Annotated in this window: 15 protein-coding genes; 9 read left to right on the forward strand and 6 right to left on the reverse strand. The window is 57.2% G+C overall.

What is annotated here, in order from left to right; all coding sequences use genetic code 11:
• Positions 1-215 precede the first annotated feature (215 nt).
• The 5 genes from zapE to sspB all read left to right on the forward strand — a co-directional run bounded on the left by zapE (position 216) and on the right by sspB (position 4,057).
• Positions 216-1,343 (forward strand): cell division protein ZapE, encoded by a 1,128-nt coding sequence (gene zapE, locus JK621_RS19060; RefSeq protein ID WP_212557198.1) that lies wholly within the window; start codon positions 216-218, stop codon positions 1,341-1,343.
• A 275-nt stretch (positions 1,344-1,618) separates the two neighbouring features.
• A complete protein-coding gene (gene rplM / locus JK621_RS19065; RefSeq protein WP_004948491.1) occupies positions 1,619-2,047 on the forward strand; it encodes a 50S ribosomal protein L13 in 429 nt (142 codons plus the stop codon).
• Positions 2,048-2,062: 15 nt separating this feature from the next.
• Entirely contained in the window at positions 2,063-2,455 is a 393-nt protein-coding gene (gene rpsI / locus JK621_RS19070; protein ID WP_006317091.1) for a 30S ribosomal protein S9, read from the forward strand.
• A gap of 457 nt (positions 2,456-2,912) precedes the next feature.
• Positions 2,913-3,554: a stringent starvation protein SspA gene (gene sspA, locus JK621_RS19075; protein WP_006317088.1), complete on the forward strand. Its 642-nt coding sequence runs from the start codon at positions 2,913-2,915 to the stop codon at positions 3,552-3,554.
• Between the two features lie 5 nt (positions 3,555-3,559).
• Positions 3,560-4,057, forward strand: coding sequence for a ClpXP protease specificity-enhancing factor (gene sspB, locus JK621_RS19080; protein ID WP_212557199.1), 498 nt, complete (start codon positions 3,560-3,562; stop codon positions 4,055-4,057).
• Between the two features lie 191 nt (positions 4,058-4,248).
• Here the strand turns inward: sspB and JK621_RS19085 are convergent, their stop codons facing one another.
• Positions 4,249-5,667: a glutamate synthase small subunit gene (locus JK621_RS19085; RefSeq protein WP_212557200.1), complete on the reverse strand. Its 1,419-nt coding sequence runs from the start codon at positions 5,665-5,667 to the stop codon at positions 4,249-4,251.
• A 10-nt stretch (positions 5,668-5,677) separates the two neighbouring features.
• On the reverse strand, positions 5,678-10,138 hold the full coding sequence (gene gltB, locus JK621_RS19090) for a glutamate synthase large subunit (RefSeq protein ID WP_212557201.1): 4,461 nt from the start codon (positions 10,136-10,138) through the stop codon (positions 5,678-5,680).
• Positions 10,139-10,832: 694 nt separating this feature from the next.
• On the opposite strand from gltB, the gene JK621_RS19095 reads away from it, so the two are divergent.
• The 4 genes from JK621_RS19095 to mtgA all read left to right on the forward strand — a co-directional run bounded on the left by JK621_RS19095 (position 10,833) and on the right by mtgA (position 15,823).
• Positions 10,833-11,759, forward strand: a complete 927-nt coding sequence (locus JK621_RS19095) for a TIGR01212 family radical SAM protein (RefSeq protein ID WP_212557202.1) — start codon at positions 10,833-10,835, stop codon at positions 11,757-11,759.
• 104 nt (positions 11,760-11,863) lie between these two features.
• On the forward strand, positions 11,864-14,203 hold the full coding sequence (arcB, locus tag JK621_RS19100; RefSeq protein ID WP_212557203.1) for an aerobic respiration two-component sensor histidine kinase ArcB: 2,340 nt from the start codon (positions 11,864-11,866) through the stop codon (positions 14,201-14,203).
• 238 nt (positions 14,204-14,441) lie between these two features.
• The gene (elbB, locus tag JK621_RS19105) at positions 14,442-15,095 is read left to right on the forward strand and encodes an isoprenoid biosynthesis glyoxalase ElbB (protein WP_212557204.1); all 654 of its coding nucleotides are present in this window, start codon (positions 14,442-14,444) and stop codon (positions 15,093-15,095) included.
• A complete protein-coding gene (gene mtgA / locus JK621_RS19110) occupies positions 15,092-15,823 on the forward strand; it encodes a monofunctional biosynthetic peptidoglycan transglycosylase (RefSeq protein ID WP_212557205.1) in 732 nt (243 codons plus the stop codon). Before elbB ends, mtgA begins: the two co-directional genes overlap by 4 nt.
• Positions 15,824-15,865: 42 nt before the next feature.
• Here mtgA and dolP read toward each other — a convergent pair whose 3' ends face one another.
• From dolP to JK621_RS19130, 4 genes are read right to left on the reverse strand one after another with little or no spacing between them, the layout of a single operon-like run.
• Positions 15,866-16,441: a division/outer membrane stress-associated lipid-binding lipoprotein gene (gene dolP / locus JK621_RS19115; RefSeq protein ID WP_212557206.1), complete on the reverse strand. Its 576-nt coding sequence runs from the start codon at positions 16,439-16,441 to the stop codon at positions 15,866-15,868.
• A gap of 9 nt (positions 16,442-16,450) precedes the next feature.
• On the reverse strand, positions 16,451-17,041 hold the full coding sequence (diaA, locus tag JK621_RS19120) for a DnaA initiator-associating protein DiaA (protein ID WP_020831820.1): 591 nt from the start codon (positions 17,039-17,041) through the stop codon (positions 16,451-16,453).
• 51 nt (positions 17,042-17,092) lie between these two features.
• Complete coding sequence (locus JK621_RS19125) at positions 17,093-17,446, reverse strand: YraN family protein (protein ID WP_212560238.1); 354 nt, start codon at positions 17,444-17,446, stop codon at positions 17,093-17,095.
• Positions 17,443-19,467 (reverse strand): penicillin-binding protein activator, encoded by a 2,025-nt coding sequence (locus tag JK621_RS19130; RefSeq protein ID WP_212557207.1) that lies wholly within the window; start codon positions 19,465-19,467, stop codon positions 17,443-17,445. Before JK621_RS19130 ends, JK621_RS19125 begins: the two co-directional genes overlap by 4 nt.
• Between the last annotated feature and the right edge of the window lie 19 nt (positions 19,468-19,486).

Consider the following 19,486-nt stretch of genomic DNA (forward strand, 5'->3'; position numbering starts at 1 on the left):
CTTCGTTGTTCCGCAGGGATTTTTCACTTAATAATATCCACTATAACCGTTAACCTTGTCCGAGTGGAATCCTGATAAGCCATAACCTGGCGTTTACGGGTTTTTTCAGGGCGCCGTGACGCGGGCATATGTGGCGATAACGGTGCGAAGCAGCATCAACATGCCGCGAAAATTTGCTAAATAATTTCTACGGGTTCTAAGGGAACATCGAACAGATGCAGGCATTATCACCGTTATCACGCTACCAGCAGGCGCTGGAGGCGGGGGAATATCAGGCCGATGAGGTTCAACGCCAGGCGGTTACCCGGTTGGAGGGTATTTATCTGGCATTGCAGCAAATACCTGCGGCCAGCGCGCCGGCCGGTGGACTGCGCGGCAAGTTCAGCCGCTGGCTTGGCAAGGGCGATGAAACGGCCAGCCGCCGCCCGGTGCAGGGGCTGTACATGTGGGGTGGGGTAGGGCGCGGTAAAACCTGGCTGATGGACATGTTCTTCCACAGCCTGCCGGGAGAGCGCAAACTGCGGCTGCATTTCCACCGTTTTATGTTGCGGGTGCATGAAGAGTTGACCGAGCTGCAAGGGCAGGAGAACCCGCTGGACATCATCGCCGACGGTTTCAAGGCGCAGACCGACGTCTTGTGTTTTGACGAATTCTTCGTTTCCGACATCACCGACGCGATGCTGCTGGCCACGTTGTTGCAGGCGCTGTTTGCGCGTGGCATCACGCTGGTGGCGACGTCGAATATTCCGCCGGACGATCTGTACCGCAACGGCTTGCAACGTGCGCGTTTCCTGCCGGCGATTGCCCTGATTAACGACTATTGCGATGTGATGAACGTCGATGCCGGCATCGATTACCGTTTGCGTACTTTGACTCAGGCGCATTTGTACCTGACGCCGCTCGACGGTCAAACCCGAGACGCCATGGACCGGATGTTCATCAAGCTGGCGGGGCAGGCGGGGGAAGCCGCGCCGGTGCTGCAGGTCAATCACCGCCCACTGCAGGCTATCCGCGCGGTGGATGGGGTGTTGGCGGTGGATTTCCATACGTTGTGCGAGGAGCCGCGCAGCCAGCTGGACTATATTGCGTTATCGCGGCTGTATCACAGCGTCATGCTGTACAATGTGCAGGTGATGGGGCCATTGAAGGAGAACACCGCCCGCCGCTTTCTGGCGCTGGTGGACGAATTCTACGAACGGCACGTCAAGTTGGTGATTGCCGCCGAAGCGCCGATGTTCGACATTTACCAGGGGGAGCGGTTGAAGTTCGAGTATCAGCGCTGCCTGTCGCGCCTGCAGGAGATGCAAAGCGAAGAGTATCTGAAGCTGCCTCATCTGCCTTGATGGCCCGGGGATCTGGCCGCCAGGATCCCCCGTTTTCCTCTCGCCGGCGCTAAATTGCTTTTCCATTCAAAAAGCGTTCGATCTTTGTGAGCGACTTCTCTATAATCTTGCGACCCCACGTTACAACAAAGTTTTTTTCCCAAAAACTTTATAGTGCCGGCAATGGCTATTCGAAGGGGTAGGTTTGCTGGACTTGTATGGTCGTGTGAGCCTCAACTGTTTTCGAGCGTTTGGGTGTTCACCAACGTGTAACTAATTATTGGGTAAGCTTTCTAATGAAAACTTTTACAGCTAAACCAGAAACCGTAAAACGCGACTGGTTCGTTGTTGATGCAGATGGTAAAACTTTAGGCCGTCTCGCTACTGAACTCGCTCGTCGTTTGCGCGGCAAGCATAAAGCGGAATACACCCCGCACGTTGATACCGGTGACTACATCATCGTTCTGAACGCAGAAAAAGTTGCTGTAACCGGCAACAAGCGTACAGACAAGGTGTACTACCGCCACACCGGCCACATCGGTGGTATCAAGCAAGCGACCTTTGAAGAGATGATTGCCCGCAATCCTGAGCGCGTGATTGAAATCGCGGTTAAAGGCATGCTGCCAAAGGGTCCGTTGGGTCGTGCAATGTTCCGTAAACTGAAAGTTTACGCGGGCAACGAGCACACTCACGCGGCACAGCAACCGCAAGTTCTTGACATCTAATCGGGATTATAGGCAATGGCTGAAAATCAATACTACGGCACTGGTCGCCGCAAAAGCTCCGCCGCTCGCGTCTTCATCAAGCCGGGCAACGGTAACATCGTAATTAACCAGCGCAGCCTGGAACAGTACTTCGGTCGCGAAACTGCCCGCATGGTAGTTCGTCAGCCGCTGGAACTGGTCGACATGGTTGGCAAATTTGACCTGTACATCACCGTTAAAGGTGGTGGTATCTCTGGTCAAGCTGGCGCTATCCGTCACGGTATCACCCGTGCACTGATGGAATATGACGAGACTCTGCGTGGTGAGCTGCGTAAAGCTGGCTTCGTCACTCGTGACGCTCGTCAGGTTGAACGTAAGAAAGTCGGCCTGCGTAAAGCACGTCGTCGTCCGCAGTTCTCCAAGCGTTAATTTTTACTGCCTCGGCAGTGGAGTTTACGCCAAAAACCCGGTGCTTCACCGGGTTTTTTTATGCCTGAAATTCCCCTTCTCTCGACTAAAATCTGTGGTATATCAGACAATTCAACACGAAATCACCGCACAGTCCCCACAAAACAAGCAAAATCTGGTAAACTATCATCCACTTTTGCGCCTGTTCGCCATGCAGCTGTCGTCAGTCTACCTCCGCGTCCTGTTTTAGACCCAGGGTTTATCTGTGTGCTGCTGGCCAGCGGTCAAGGTCATTCAGGATAGCAGCCTGGTAACCCGATAGATTTCTGGGTGCAGCAAGGCGGCAACCGAACGAATCCCCTGGAGCTTAGATTGCTAAGTGACTGGGGTGAGAGAGGGAAGCCAACGCCACTGCGACATGAAAGATGAAGGGAAGTTGGCTATTCGCAGTATTTTCTAGATAAACTTGGAGGTTTTCATGGCTGTCGCTGCCAACAAACGTTCGGTAATGACGCTGTTTTCTGGCCCGACCGACATTTTTAGCCATCAAGTACGTATCGTACTGGCGGAGAAAGGTGTCAGCGTCGAGATTGAGCAGGTTGAGTTGGATAACCTGCCGCAGGATCTGATTGACCTCAACCCGTACCAGACGGTGCCTACGCTGGTTGATCGCGAGCTGACCCTGTATGAATCCCGTATCATCATGGAATATCTGGATGAACGCTTCCCGCACCCGCCGCTGATGCCGGTTTACCCGGTCGCTCGTGGCGAAAGCCGCCTGATGATGCTGCGTATCGAGAAGAACTGGTACTCGCTGATGTACAAAATCGAGAAGAGCAATGGCCAGGAAGCAGAATCGGCCCGCCGTCAGTTGCGCGAAGAGCTGCTGGCGATTGCACCGATCTTTGGTCAGACCCCTTACTTCATGAGCGAAGAGTTCAGCCTGGTGGATTGCTACCTGGCGCCGCTGCTGTGGCGTTTGCCGCAGTTGGGCATTGAACTGAGCGGTGCCGGTTCCAAAGAGCTGAAAGGCTATATGACCCGCGTGTTCGAGCGTGACGCCTTCCTGGCCTCCCTGACCGAAGCCGAGCGCGAAATGCGCCTGCAGACCCGGGGCTAAGCGTCATGGATATGTCTCAGATGACCCCGCGCCGTCCGTACCTGCTGAGAGCGTTCTATGACTGGTTGCTTGATAATCAGTTGACCCCGCATCTGGTGGTGGATGTCACGCGCCCTGACGTGCAGGTGCCGATGGAGTTTGCCCGCGATGGTCAGATCGTACTGAACATTGCGCCACGTGCGGTAGGCAGCCTGGAATTAGGCAACGACGAAGTGCATTTCAACGCGCGTTTCGGTGGCGTGCCACGTGAGGTTTCGGTGCCAATGGCAGCGGTACTGGCGATTTATGCGCGTGAAAATGGCGCAGGTACCATGTTTGAGCCGGAAGCCGCCTATGAGGCGGAGGGCACCTTTGAAGGCATGGACAATGAGACGATCCCATCGGAAAGCCTGATGTCGGTGATTGATGGCGATCGCCCGGACGTGAGTGATGACAACGAGCCGGACGATGAACCGCCACAGCCGCCGCGCGGTGGCCGTCCAGCGCTGCGCGTGGTGAAATAATTCCGCAGCAATGAACAGTAAAGGTCGCTCAGGCGACCTTTTTTATTGCCCTGATCCTGCCGAGCAATAGGTTTTTCACTGATGGATGCAATCCTTCTGTCGGGCGCAGAAGGCGGCGGTTGTTGCGTGTGCGGAAAAAACAAAGGGCCCGGTATTGAACCGGGCCCCTGAGGTGTCAAGCTGAAGGGATATTACACTTCCAGATAGCTCATGATGCCATCGGCAGCTTTACGGCCTTCGGCAATCGCCGTGACGACCAGATCTGAACCGCGCACCGCATCGCCGCCGGCGAAGATTTTCGGGTTGCTGGTCTGGAAGGCATTATCGGTGCCTTCCGGCGCCACAATGCGACCCTGCTTGTCGAGTTGAACGTCATGTGCCGCCAGCCAATCCATCTTGTGCGGACGGAAACCAAACGCCAACACGACGGCATCGGCATCGATCACGTGCTCGGAACCCGGCACTTGCTCAGCGACCTGACGGCCATTGGCATCCGGCTCACCCAACTGAGTGCGCACCATTTTCACACCGGCGACGCGGCCGGCGCTGTTCAGTTCGATGCTCAGCGGCTGCAGATTGAATTTGAATTCAACCCCTTCCTCGCGCGCATTTTTCACTTCGCGTTTGGAACCCGGCATGTTGGCTTCATCACGACGGTAGGCGCAGATAACCTGAGTGGCGCCCTGACGGATAGAAGTACGCACGCAGTCCATCGCGGTATCGCCACCGCCCAGAACCACCACGCGTTTGCCTTCCATGTTGACATACGGCTCGTGCTGCTCGGCTTCATAGCCCATCAGCTGCTTGGTATTGGCGATCAAGAATGGCAGTGCGTCATAGACGCCCGGCGCTTCTTCGTTCTCCAGTCCGCCGCGCATCGACTGATAGGTGCCGACGCCAAGGAACACGGCGTCAAACTCGTTCAGCAGCGCATCCATGGTGATGTCCTTGCCCACTTCGGTATTCAGCTGGAACTCAATGCCCATCTCGCTGAAGATGCCGCGGCGTTTCACCATCACTTCTTTTTCCAGCTTGAAGGCCGGAATACCGAAGGTCAGCAGCCCGCCGATCTCCGGGTGACGATCGTAAACCACCGCTTTCACGCCGTTACGGGTCAACACATCGGCACAGGCCAGGCCGGCTGGACCGGCGCCAATCACCGCCACACGCTTGCCGGTAGGCTGCACGTGGGACATATCCGGCTTCCAGCCCATTTCGATCGCTTTATCGCTGATATAACGTTCGATGTTACCGATGGTCACCGCACCGAACTCGTCGTTCAGTGTACAGGAACCTTCACACAGGCGATCCTGCGGGCAGACGCGGCCGCACACTTCCGGCAGGCTGTTGGTCTGGTGCGCCAGATCCGCCGCCTCCATGATGCGGCCTTCGTTCGCCAGCTTCAGCCAGTTCGGGATGTAGTTGTGAACCGGGCATTTCCATTCGCAATAAGGGTTGCCGCAGGAAAGACAACGGTCCGCCTGCGCTTTCGCCTGAGTTTCCGAAAACGGCTCGTAAATCTCTACAAACTCAATTTTACGGATCTTCAGCGGTTTTTTTGGCGGATCAACGCGCTGCAGGTCGATAAATTGATAAACATTCTGACTCATTAATGACCTCTTACTGCGCCTGAACCCGCAGCTCGGCTGCGGAACGACTACGGTGACCCAACAATGCTTTGACATCACTGGACTTCGGCTTGACCAGAGCGAACTTCGGCGCCCATTCCGGCCAGTTAGCCAGAATCTCTTCCCCGCGCGCAGAACCGGTCGCTTGCACGTGTTCGGTAATCAAACCGCGCAGGTGCTCCTCATGAATGGCCAGTTGGTCGACATCCAATACCTCCACCAGCTCCGGGTTCACGCGTTTGCGGAATTCGCCGTCTTCATCCAGCACGTAAGCGAAACCACCGGTCATGCCCGCACCAAAGTTGATGCCGGTTTTACCCAGCACACAGACGATGCCGCCGGTCATGTATTCACAACCGTTATCGCCAATGCCTTCAACTACGGTGATGGCGCCGGAGTTACGCACCGCGAAGCGCTCACCCGCACGGCCCGCAGCGAACAGCTTGCCGCCGGTGGCGCCGTACAGACAGGTGTTGCCGATAATGCTCGCTTCATGGCTGCGGAAGGCAGAACCAATCGGTGGGCGTACGGCGATACGGCCGCCGGCCATGCCTTTGCCGACATAGTCGTTGGCGTCGCCGGTCAGGGTCAGCTCAACGCCGCCCGCATTCCATACGCCGAAGCTCTGGCCTGCGGTGCCGGAGAAATAGGCCTTGATCGGGTCAGCTGCCATGCCCTGATCGCCATGCACGCTGGCAATAGCGCCGGATAGGGTAGCGCCAACCGAACGGTCGGTGTTACGGATATCGAAGTAGAAGGTCTTGCTGTGCTTCGCTTCGATATGCGGCTCCGCCTGCGCCAGCAGATCTTTGTTCATCAACCCTTTGTCGAACGGCGGGTTGCTGCTTTCGGTGCAGTACAGCGCCTTGCCTGGATGAGGCGTTGCGGTTTTCAGCAACGGCGACAGATCCAGCTTGTTCTGCTTGGCGGAGATGCCGTCCAGCTCGGTCAGGAACTCAGTGCGGCCAATCAGATCAACCAATTGGCTGACACCCAGCTGCGCCATGATCTCGCGGGTTTCACGCGCGATGAACTGGAAGTAGTTGGTTACGCGTTCCGGCAGGCCGTGATAGTGATCGCGGCGCAGTTTTTCATCCTGAGTCGCCACGCCGGTTGCGCAGTTGTTCAGGTGACAGATACGCAGGTATTTACAACCCAGCGCCACCATCGGGCCGGTACCGAAGCCGAAGCTTTCCGCGCCGAGGATCGCCGCTTTGACGATGTCCACGCCGGTTTTCAGGCCGCCATCCACCTGCAGGCGGATTTTGTGGCGCAGGCCGTTAGCCACCAGCGCCTGCTGCGTTTCCACCAGGCCCAGTTCCCACGGGCAACCGGCGTATTTCACCGACGACAGTGGGCTGGCACCGGTACCGCCATCGTAGCCGGCGATAGTGATCAGATCGGCATAGGCTTTCGCCACACCGGTAGCAATGGTGCCGACGCCCGGTTCGGAAACCAGTTTCACCGAAATCATCGCCTTCGGGTTGACCTGTTTCAGGTCGAAAATCAGCTGCGCCAGATCTTCAATCGAGTAGATATCATGGTGCGGCGGTGGAGAAATCAGGGTTACGCCCGGCACCGAATAACGCAGCTTGGCGATATAAGGCGTCACTTTGTCGCCAGGCAACTGGCCGCCTTCGCCCGGTTTGGCCCCTTGCGCCACTTTAATTTGGATCACGTCGGCATTCACCAGGTAGGCCGGCGTCACGCCGAAACGGCCGGATGCCACCTGCTTGATGCGTGAAACCTTGTTGGTGCCGTAACGCGCAGGATCTTCGCCGCCTTCACCGGAGTTGGAGAAACCGCCGAGGCTGTTCATGGCGATGGCCAGCGATTCGTGGGCCTCCGGGCTCAGTGCGCCGATAGACATTGCGGCGGTATCGAAGCGTTTGAACAGCGATTCCGCCGGTTCAACCTGGTCGACCGGAATCGGCGTGCCCTGCGGCGTAATGGCCAGCAGGTCGCGCAGCATGGCGACCGGGCGTTCATTCACCAGTTTGGCGTAAGCCTGATAGTCGCTGTATTTGCCGCTGTGCACCGCAGTTTGCAAGGTGCTTACCACGTCAGGGTTGTACGCATGGTACTCGCCGCCGTGGACGAACTTCAGCAGGCCGCCTTGTTCCAGCGGTTTGCGTTTCAGCCATGCGCGCTTGGACAGGTTCTGCAAATCCTGTTGGAAGTCGCTGAAGCTGGCGCCGCCGATGCGGCTGACTACGCCCTGGAAGCAGAGATCGGACAAATCACGATGCAGACCGACCGCTTCAAACAGTTTGGCGCAGCGGTAAGAGGCGATAGTCGAGATGCCCATTTTGGACATGATCTTGTACAGGCCTTTATTGATGCCGTTGCGGTAGTTCAGCATCACGTCGCGGTATTTCTTGTCGATCGCCTGAGTATCTACCAGTTTGGCCAGCGTTTCGTAGGCCAGATACGGGTAGATCGCAGTCGCGCCGAAGCCCAACAGCACGGCGAAGTGGTGCGGATCGCGGGCGCTGGCGGTTTCAACGATAATGTTGGCATCGCAACGCAGGTTTTTCTCTACCAAACGGGTCTGGATCGCACCTACGGCCATTGGCGCAGGCACCGGCAGACGGTTGGCGGCGATGGCGCGATCGGACAGCACCAGCAGCACGGCGCCGTCACGGACTTTACGTTCCGCTTCGTCGCACAGGGCGCGGATGGTTTGCTCCAGATCCTGCACCGCAGGATCAAAGGTCAGATCGAGCGTGTCGGCGCGATAATATTCGCCTTCCAGCGTGGTGAGCTGCTTGAAGTCTGAATAGAGCAGGATCGGCGATTTGAAGCTCAGGCGGTGCGCCTGGCCTTCGGCCTCGCAGAACACGTTCATTTCGCGGCCGATGCTGGTCGCCAGCGACATCACATGCGCTTCGCGCAGCGGGTCGATTGGCGGGTTGGTCACCTGCGCGAACTGCTGGCGGAAATAGTCATAAACGATGCGCGGGCGGCTGGAGAGCACGGCGAACGGGGTATCGTCACCCATAGAGCCGGTGGCTTCCTGGCCGATCTCGCCCAGTACGCGGATCACCTGATCCAGCTCTTCGCTGCTGTAGCCGAACTGTTTCTGGTAAGTCTCGAGCTGCGCGTCGTCGAGTTCACGGCTGCCGACCTGATCTTCAGGCAGATCCTCGAACGGCACCAGGCGCTTGACGTTCTTTTCCATCCACTCTTTATACGGGTGGCGGCTTTTCAGGTCGTCGTCGGTTTCGGCGGAGTGCAGGATCTTGCCGCTGCGGGTGTCGATCACCATCAGCTCGCCAGGGCCAACGCGGCCTTTCTCCACCACTTCATCCGGCTGGTAATCCCAGATGCCGACTTCGGAGGCGCAGGTGATCAGTTTGTCTTTGGTGATCACATAACGCGCCGGACGCAGACCGTTGCGGTCCAGGTTACAGGCAGCGTAGCGGCCATCGGACATCACGATGCCTGCCGGGCCGTCCCACGGCTCCATGTGCATCGAGTTGAAGTCGAAGAAGGCGCGCAGGTCGGTGTCCATGTCCGGGTTGTTCTGCCAGGCCGGCGGCACCAGCAACCGCATGGCGCGGATCAGGTCCATGCCCCCCGCCAACAGCAGCTCCAGCATGTTGTCCAGCGAGCTGGAGTCGGAGCCGGTTTCGTTAACGAAAGGCGCGGCGGTTTGCAAATCCGGGATCAGCGGCGTCTGGAATTTATAAGTACGGGCGCGTGCCCATTGGCGGTTACCGGTGATGGTGTTGATCTCACCGTTGTGCGCCAAATAACGGAACGGCTGCGCAAGCGGCCAGCGCGGCACGGTGTTGGTGGAGAAACGCTGGTGGAACAGGCAGATGGCCGATTCCAGGCGCAGGTCCGCCAGATCGAGATAGAAACGCGGCAGATCCGCAGGCATGCACAGGCCTTTATAGATCGTGACCAGATTCGAGAAGCTGCAGACATAGAAGCTGTCGTCCTGCACGCGTTTTTCGATACGGCGACGGGCCACAAACAGGCGGCGTTCCATATCGCGCGGGCGCCAACCTGCCGGGGCGTTAACGAAGATCTGTTCAATGCGTGGCAGGGAAGAGAGGGCGATCTCACCCAGCACGTCCGGGTTGGTCGGCACTTCACGCCAGCCGACGACCGACAGCGTTTCATTTTGCAGCTCTTCTTCCACAATGCGGCGGCTGGCACGGGCTTCCTCTTCGTTCTGGCTGAGGAACATCATGCCAACGGCGTAGTTCTTGGCTAAACGCCAGCCGCGCTCTTCTCCAACCATGCGGAAAAAGCGATCGGGCTTTTGCAATAACAGGCCGCAACCGTCGCCAGTCTTGCCGTCAGCAAGGATTGCGCCACGGTGCTGCATACGGGCCAGCGCGTGAATAGCAGTTCGCACCACCTTGTGGCTAGGTTCGCCTTCTATGTGGGCGATTAGGCCGAAACCACAGTTGTCCCTCTCAAGGGATTTATCGTACAACATATCAGTGAACCTCCCCAGGCTCTGCGTGACTCTTACAACCAACTGCGAGGGGGCTTCCCAACTTCAGGCGGAAGTCCGATCAGCAAGGTTACTACCGCCGATCTGCTTTTCCGCCCTCCATCAATGGCCTCTCGTGACGGTTCTCACAAGTGGTGAATGACTTGTTTTAAGAGGGAGTCTTAAATAACTGCATAAATATGACGAGACGTTTGCCCGTCCAGAAAGCTTCCAGCGGACTTCCAACTTAGCGAGAAAGAATACGCAGGTCAAATATAGGCTTAAGTGGGTTTTTTATTGAATTAATGTGGGTTATCTTTTTGAATATTAATGTTTTTTACATGAATTTACGGTGGTAGCGGGGAGCGTCAGGTGCCGGGGAAATGTGAGCTGTCTCACTATAGTGCAACCTCTGAATCTCTGCACCATGCTAGTGCGGGCGGGAATGCCAGAGTTTTATTCTATTAAGTTATTCTTTCTTGTTATTTGTAACTATTTTTCATCGCTTTGTCATACGGGCGTTAACGGCCGTGTGGGAATAAGAAAAATTCATCGTGGCTCGGGTGATTTTATTTGCATTTATAATGAATAGTTATGCCTGGTGAGGCCTTGCGAGGAAAGCGTTGATCTCTGTCATCGCGGGAAAAGCCGTTTCTTATTAGCATCACGGGCTTTGAGCACAGAGAAAGACAAGATTATGCAGTTGCCGCAATTAGTCAATATGTTTGGCGCCGATCTCCAGCGCCGGTACGGCGAAAAGATCCATAAACTCACGCTGCACGGCGGTTTCAGTTGCCCAAATCGTGACGGTACCCTGGGGCGCGGCGGCTGTACTTTCTGCAATGTGGCCTCCTTTGCGAACGAACAGATGCAGCGCCGGAGCATTGCCGAACAGCTGAGGGCGCAGGCCGGCAAGGTCAACCGCGCAAAACGTTACCTGGCCTACTTTCAGGCTTATACCAGTACTTATGCAGAAGTGAGCCTGCTGGCGGACATGTATCGGCAGGCGCTGGCGCAGGCCGATATGGTCGGGATCTGCGTTGGCACGCGGCCGGATTGCGTACCCTCTGCCGCGCTTGATCTGCTGGCGAGTTACCTTGATCAAGGGTATGAGGTTTGGCTCGAACTGGGTCTGCAGACCGCGCACGATAAAACGCTGAAGCGCATTAATCGCGGCCACAATTTCTCCTGTTATCGGCACACCGCCCGGCTGGCGCGCGAACGCGGCTTGAAGGTGTGCAGCCACCTGATCGTCGGGCTGCCGGGAGAAACGGCGGCCGATCATCTGGCTACGCTGCGGCAGGTGGTGGACAGCGGCGTGGATGGCATCAAGCTGCACCCGCTGCATATTGTTACCGGCAGCACTCTGGCGCAAGCCTGGCGGGCTGGGCGCATGCCTGAGCTGGCGATGGAGGAGTACGCCGCCAGCGCCGGGGAGATGATCCGCCATACGCCGAAAGAGATTGTCTATCACCGCGTCTCCGCCAACGCCCGTCGACCGACGCTGTTGGCACCATTATGGTGCGAAAACCGCTGGAACGGCATGCAGGCGGTCGGTGGTTATCTGCAGCGATATGGCGGGCAGGGCAGCGGGTTGGACGAAAAGCGGCAATATCGCCCTTGATCGCTGTTTTGATTTGCAAACTTTCCCACACTTCGGTGTTTGCTTCCTTATCTCACCGAGGTTTTACGGTATGATTTAACCGATTCTGTCTGATGGGAGCCGCTATGAAGCAAATCCGGGTGTTAGCCCAGTACTACGTTGATTTAATGGTGAAACTGGGGCTGGTGCGCTTTTCGCTGCTGCTGGCTTCGGCGCTGGTGGTACTGGCGATGGTGGTGCAGATGGCGGTGACCATGCTGCTGCGCGGCGAGGTGGAAAGCATTGACGTGGTGCGTTCGATCTTCTTCGGCCTGCTGATTACGCCCTGGGCAGTGTATTTTCTGTCGGTGGTGGTCGAGCAACTGGAAGAATCTCGCCAGCGTCTGGCGCGGCTGGTCGATAAGCTGGAAGAAATGCGCCACCGCGATCTGGAGCTGAACCAGCAGCTTAAAGACAATATCAGCCAGTTGAATCAGGAAATCGCCGACCGTATCAAGGCGGAGCAAGATCGCCAGCAGGTGATGGACAAGCTGACGCAAGAGATGGAGCAGCGCGAACTGGCGCAGATTGAACTGGGGCAACAATCGGCGCTGTTGCGTTCGTTCCTCGATGCTTCCCCTGACCTGGTGTATTACCGCAACGAAGACAAAGAATTCTCCGGCTGTAACCGGGCGATGGAACTGCTGACCGGAAAAAGCGAAAAACAGCTGATTGGCCTGACGCCGTTTGACGTCTATAGCCAGGAAATCGCCGAAAAGGTGATAGAAACCGACGAAAAGGTCTTTCGCCATAACGTCTCCCTGACCTACGAACAGTGGCTGGTTTACCCGGACGGGCGCAAGGCCTGTTTCGAGCTGCGCAAGGTGCCGTTTTACGATCGCGTGGGCAAACGTCATGGGCTGATGGGCTTTGGGCGCGATATAACCGAGCGTAAGCGCTACCAGGACGCGCTGGAGAACGCCAGCAGGGACAAGACCACCTTCATCTCAACGATCAGCCACGAGCTTCGTACGCCGCTTAACGGCATAGTCGGGCTGAGCCGCATTCTGCTCGATACCGATTTGAACGATGAGCAACTGAAATACCTGAAGACCATCCACGTCAGCGCCATCACGCTGGGCAATATTTTCAATGACATCATTGAGATGGACAAGCTCGAGCGGCGGAAAGTGCAGCTCGACAACCAGCCGGTGGATTTTACCGGCTTCCTGGCGGATCTGGAAAACCTCTCCGGCCTGCTGGCGCAGCCAAAAGGCCTGCAGTTCGTGATGGAGCCGCAACCGCCGCTGCCGCAGCAAATCATTACCGACGGTACCCGCCTGCGGCAGATCCTGTGGAACCTGATCGGCAATGCGGTGAAGTTCACCCCGCACGGGCAGATTGTGGTGCGCGTGCGGCGTGAAGAGCAGGATCGGCTGGTGTTTGAAGTGGAAGACTCCGGCATGGGTATCCCGCAGGACGAACAAGACAAGATTTTCGCCATGTATTATCAGGTGAAAGATCAGCACGGCGGCCGCCCGGCGACCGGCACCGGTATTGGGCTGGCTGTTTCCAAGCGGCTGGCGCAGAGCATGGGTGGCGATATCACCGTCAGCAGCGTGCAGGGGCACGGTTCTTGCTTCACCTTGACCATCAATGCGCCGGCGGTGCGGGAAGCGGAAAGTGAGACGCGGGCCGAAGAGGATCTGCCGTTGCCGGCACTGCATATCCTGCTGGTGGAAGATATCGAACTGAACGTGATTGTGGCGCGTTCGGTGCTGGAAAAGCTCGGCAACAGCGTAGAGGTGGCGATGAACGGCGCCGACGCATTGGCGATGTTCGATCCGGACGAGTTTGATCTGGTGCTGCTGGACATCCAACTGCCGGACATGACGGGGCTGGATATCGCCCGGGTGCTGCGCGAACGTTATGCCGGGCAAGCGCTGCCGCCGTTGGTTGCCTTGACCGCCAACGTACTGAAAGACAAAAAAGAGTATCTCGACGCGGGGATGGACGATGTACTGAGCAAACCGCTTTCGGTACCGGCGTTGACCAAAGTCATTAAACATTATTGGGATCATCAACCCTCTCACACCACAAAGAAAACGGAGCAAAAGGCGATGCAGATTAATGAGTCGTTACTGGATACCACAATGCTGGAACAGTACATGGACCTGGTGGGGCCGCAACTGATTCATCAGAGCCTGGAGATGTTTGAGCAGATGATGCCGGGCTATCTGGCGGTGCTGGAGTCCAATATGACGGCGCGTGACCAGAAAGGCATCACCGAAGAAGGGCATAAAATCAAGGGCGCTTGCGGTTCGGTTGGCCTGCGCCATCTGCAGCAGCTGGCACAGCAAATTCAGACCCCGACGCTGCCGGCGTGGTGGGATAACGTGCAGGATTGGGTCGATGAGCTGAAGCAGGAATGGCACAACGACGTGCAAGTACTGCGTGAGTGGGTTGCGAACGCTGAAAAAAAATGACCCCGACCTAGGCCGGGGTGCGCGAATATTGCGCCAACACCAGGGAAATTGTGAACCTGCGTATTGGTATTCAGTGTTCTGGTCGAGCAGGTTGTAGAGAATTCCTAAACATCATACAGCCAACAACATAGCAAATGTAAGCGCTCTTGTTAGAAGATTCATTAAAATGTGTGATGTAGATTAGTGTTTGTTAACTCCGAGCACTAACCAGTTGACAGTCTCATAAGGAGTAAGGGTGATGAAAAACGTTGGCGTTGTGCTGAGCGGCTGCGGAGTTTATGACGGTGCGGAGATCCATGAGGCCGTCCTGACGCTGCTTGCGTTGGACCGGGCGGGGGCACAGGCGGTGTGCTTTGCACCGGATAAATCTCAACTTCATGTTATTAATCACTTAACTGGCGATGAAATGCCGGAGGAACGCAATGTTTTGGTCGAGTCGGCGCGTATTGCCAGAGGGAACATCCAGCCGCTTTCACAGGCCGATGCCGGCCGGTTGGACGCGCTGATTGTACCCGGCGGATTTGGCGCGGCGAAGAATCTCAGCAGCTTCGCCAGTGAAGGGGCAGAATGCTGGATTGATAAAGATTTAGCTAAGTTAACGCAGCAAATGTATAAGGCAAATAAACCAATTGGTTTTATGTGTATTACCCCCGCATTGCTGCCGAAGCTGTTGGATCAACAAGTGCGACTGACCATTGGCAACGATCCGGACCTGGGTGAAGTGATTGATGCCATGGGGGGCGAACCGGTTGTTTGCCCGGTTGATGACATCGTGGTGGACATTGAGAACAAAGTGGTGACCACGCCGGCCTATATGTTGGCGAAATCTATCGGCGAGGCGGCCGACGGGATTGATAAGCTGGTTTCACGGGTACTGGATTTAGCTGAATGAGAAAGTCCGCGGGCAAATCGATTTTTTCCCGACCGTGGTTTTGGCTGAAGCGTGGCGTCATCGCAATTATCGGCCTGTGGGTGTTGGGTATTGTGGCCTTCGCCTTCCTGCCAGTGCCGTTTTCCGCCGTGATGGTTGAACGGCAGGTCGGCGCCTGGCTGAGCGGCGACTTCGGCTACGTCGCCCATTCGGACTGGGTGTCGATGGACGATATTTCCCCGCAGATGGCGCTGGCGGTCATGGCGGCGGAGGATCAGAAGTTCCCGGAACATTGGGGTTTCGACGTGGCGGCGATCGAAAAGGCGCTCAGCCACAACGAACGTCGTCCTACACGCATTCGCGGCGCCTCCACGCTGTCGCAGCAAACGGCGAAGAACCTGTTTCTCTGGGATGGCCGCAGCTGGCTGCGCAAGGGGCTGGAGGCCGGGCTGACGTCGGGGATTGAGCTGGTGTGGACCAAACGGCGCATCCTGACGGTTTACCTGAATATCGTTGAGTTTGGTGATGGAGTATTCGGTGTGGAAGAGGCGTCGCAACGCTTTTTCAATAAGCCGGCCAAACGTCTGACCTCTTCTGAAGCGGCGCTGCTGGCGGCGGTGTTGCCTAACCCGCATCGTTTTAAGGCCGGCGCGCCTTCCGGCTATGTGATTCAACGGCAGCAGTGGATCATGCGTCAGATGCGGCAACTGGGTGGGGAAGGCTTTTTGAAAGAAAATAACCTGGATTAGCACGCCGGGATAAAGGTTTTAGGCCCATCCCGGCGCAGCAGGTTATTTCACCAGGGTAAAGGCGGTGGTGACGTGTTTCACGCCGCTCACCTGGCTGGCGATCTGCGCGGCCGATTGCGCTTCCTGTTGTGTGACCAGGCCCAGCAAGAACACCTCACCGTTTTCGGTGGTGACTTTCACGTTAGAGGATTTCACCGTGTCGCTGGTCAGCAACTGCGAACGGACCTTGGTGGTGATCCAGGTATCCGAGGACGCGGTGCTCAGGCTGACCGGCGTTCCCTGACGGATCTCGTTATACACCTCGCTCGTGCCTTCAACGCCCATCGCTATTTGCTTGGCGCGGGCGGCGAGGTCGGTGCTTGGCGACTGGCCGGTCAGCAACACTTTACCCTGATAGGCGGTAGCAACCACCCGGGCGTCTTTCTTCAGTTGTTGATCTTTACTCATGGCGTTTTCGACCCGGGCTTCCAACGTGCCGTCGTCTACCTGAGTGCCTACGCTGCGCGGATCGGTGGCGCTTTTGGTGGCGACAGCCGCACTGCCGACGACAACGCCGGCAATACAGCCTTGTAACAGCAGGGCGCTGGACAGCACTGCAAATGTGGCTTTCAGCTTCATCTCAGTTCCTTAATCGTCCTGGTGGGGAAACAACGTATTATCTATCAGGTCGCATAGGCAATTTACTGTGAGCATATGCATTTCCTGAATGCGAGCACTGCGATGCGATGGGATACGGATCTCGACATCCTGCTGGCCGAGCAAACCGGCCAGCTCCCCGCCGTCGTAACCGGTGAGCGCGACAATCGTCATATCACGCGTCACTGCGGCTTCGACCGCTTTCACAATATCACGGCTGTTGCCGCGGGTGGAAATAGCCAGCAAGACGTCGCCGGCATGGCCGAGGGCGCGCACCTGCTTGGCATAGACTTCATCGTGCAGACGATCGTTGGTGATCGCCGTCAGCACCACGTTATCGGCGTTCAGGGCAATAGCCGGCAGGCTTGGGCGCTCGGTTTCAAAGCGATTGATCATGCTGGCGGCGAAATGCTGCGCGTTGGCCGCCGAGGTACCGTTGCCGCAGCACAGAATTTTATTACCGTTAAGTAAGGATTGAACCAGCGTCATCGCTGCACGCGAGATGGCGTCGGGCAAGGCTTCCGCCGCCGCAATCTGGGTTTGGATGCTTTCGGTAAAACAGGCTTTAATTCTATCCAGCACGTTGTATTAATCCACTAAGTCAAAGGGCCGGTCTGCACCGGTAAACCATGATTAATCCGCATTGAAGGCATTGGGTATCCATTCTAACTGGCTACCGGTCATGGCCAAAACATCAAAACGGCAAGACGATGTGTCAAAGCTGGCTCCGCGCCCCGCCAACCAAACGGCGGCGGCATGCAGCAGCCGCTGCTGTTTACGGTAAGTCACGCTGGCGGCCGCGCCGCCAAAGGCGTCGCTGCGGCGGTAGCGGACTTCAACAAACACCCAGGTTTGGCCATCGCGCATGATGAGATCGAGCTCACCGCCGCGCAGCGTAACGTTGGCGGCGAAGAAGGTGAGCCCGGCGCGTTCCAGATAGCGGCGGGCCTGTAACTCATAGCCCACCCCTTTGGCGCGTTGACTCAAGAGACCGGAACGACCATTCCCTGACGGTATTGCAGCCAAGGCAGTTTCCTGTTGATCACACAGCCCGGTGAGGCGGTCAGCGTGCCGGTGGTGCCGGACACCTGGAAACCGGGGAGCTGGCGCATTTCAGCAAAGTGATTGGCCAATGTCCAGGCATCCATCCCCATTGCGTACAGACGCACCAGCGAATAGTCGTTGCGGAACCGGCTGCTCGCCTGCTGCAACAGCTGCGGGTTGGCCCCGGCCAGCAGCGGGATATCGCTGAACTGCAGGCCTTCCATTTCCAGGCGGAAGTCCGGGCCGGCGCCGGCCTGATAGCTGCGTGAGCTGGCGTACATTGCCGGTTTGCTGCGTGAGGTGGTGGCCATGTCGATCATCGGTTTGATCAGCGTCAGCTGGGACTGGGTCGCCACGATATAGACCGCATCCACGTTACCGCCGGACTCGGCAGGCACATCGCTTGGCGGCGCCGGAATGGTCAGCCCGGCAATGGTTACGGCCTGCGGAGCCGGCGCTGCGGAAATCGGCGTACCTGTCATGCGGATGCCGCCGCTGTTCACCGACTGACGCAGTTCGCCGGCAGAGCCGATGCCTTGCTGCAGCACGGTCTGACCGCCCAGCTTTTGCCATTCCTGGTTAAAGGCTTTGGCAATACGATCGCCGAACGAACCGCGCGGGATCAGCAGCAGCGGCTGGCGCTTTTGTTGTTCCCACATATGGCGGGCCGCGTCGCGCGCTTCGTCTTCCGGCGACAAGGCGAAGTAACAGATGTTCGGATTGTCTTTCGGCGTTCCCGGCTGATTGAGCGCCAGCACGTTCAGCGTGGTGGTGGTGCCGGACAGTTGATCGACGTTCTCTTTCAGCAGCGGACCCACTACCAGCGTTGCGCCGTCCTGCTGCGCCTGCGTCAGTAACGCGGCCAGCGGTTGGCTGGTGGTATCATACACTTTAATTTGCGCATTGGTGGCCGGCGGCGTCATCGGCGCATTGGGCTGCGTGGAAGGCTGAGCCGCCGTCACGGGCGCGGCATCGGCAGACGGCGCCGAGGTGCTTACCGCACCGTTGGCATTGGCGTCCGCAGGGGCTGCCGTCTGAACGGGGTTATTGGCAGTTTGCTGCTGTTGCTGTACCTGCGCCGGTACGGCCATGCCGTTTTTCGCCGCTTCAAAACCTTGTTGGATCGCATCGGCGAACACTTTTGCCTGGCCGTTCATCGGCAGCAGCAGGGCGATTTTGGAGGTGGAAGCCTGGGTAAAGTTCAGCACCTGATTCAGCTGCGTCGGCAACGTTTTCGCCGCCGGGTTCTGCGGGTAACGGTTTTGCCAGTCTTTGATGCCGGCTTTCAGCAGGCTGGGATCTTGCTTGTTATCTTGATAAACACGCAGCAAATCCAGCCAGCCTTGCAGCACATTTTCATTGGCGTTGATCACCAGGCTGTTCATGTCCTGCGGCGTCAACTGCAGCAGCGCCAGCCAGGTTTGATCCAGATTGGTTTGATGAGCCTTGCCGGTCAGCAGCGGTTCCTGCGCAACGTAGGCGCGGATCAGCGGCAGAGAGGGTTTGCCCTGATTGGCGGCGATCTGCGCCTGGTAGAAGCGCACCAATTGGTTGGCGGACAGTGAGCCGCTATCCAATTGGCCCAAGGTGCTGCGGGCGCTCACGTAACTTTTGTTCGCCACCTGCAATTCTGCGGTCAGCAACTGGCGTTCAACCTGCTGAACGCCGCTGAGGTTTTTCGGCAGTTGGTTCAGTTGCTCACCGGCCTGCGGCAGCTTTCCTTCGCGTAACAGCGCGCGAATAGCAAGTAATTGCCAGTCAGCCTTGTTATCATCGCTGCTTTGTTGCAACTGCTTCAGATAGTAATCGGAGCTGGCGCTCGCTTCGTCCTGTATATTGGCGGGCGGCGTCTGTGGGGCCTGACTCGGACAGCCTGCGAGGAACAAGGCTGCCGCGATCACTGCGGTAAGTCGGACAGGCTTTGAACGCCCTGCTTTGGTACGAACGAATGTTGAGGAAAGCATACTGTATCCAGTGATGTTT

The organism is Serratia plymuthica, from assembly GCF_018336935.1.
Classification (GTDB): Bacteria; Pseudomonadota; Gammaproteobacteria; order Enterobacterales; family Enterobacteriaceae; genus Serratia; species Serratia plymuthica_B.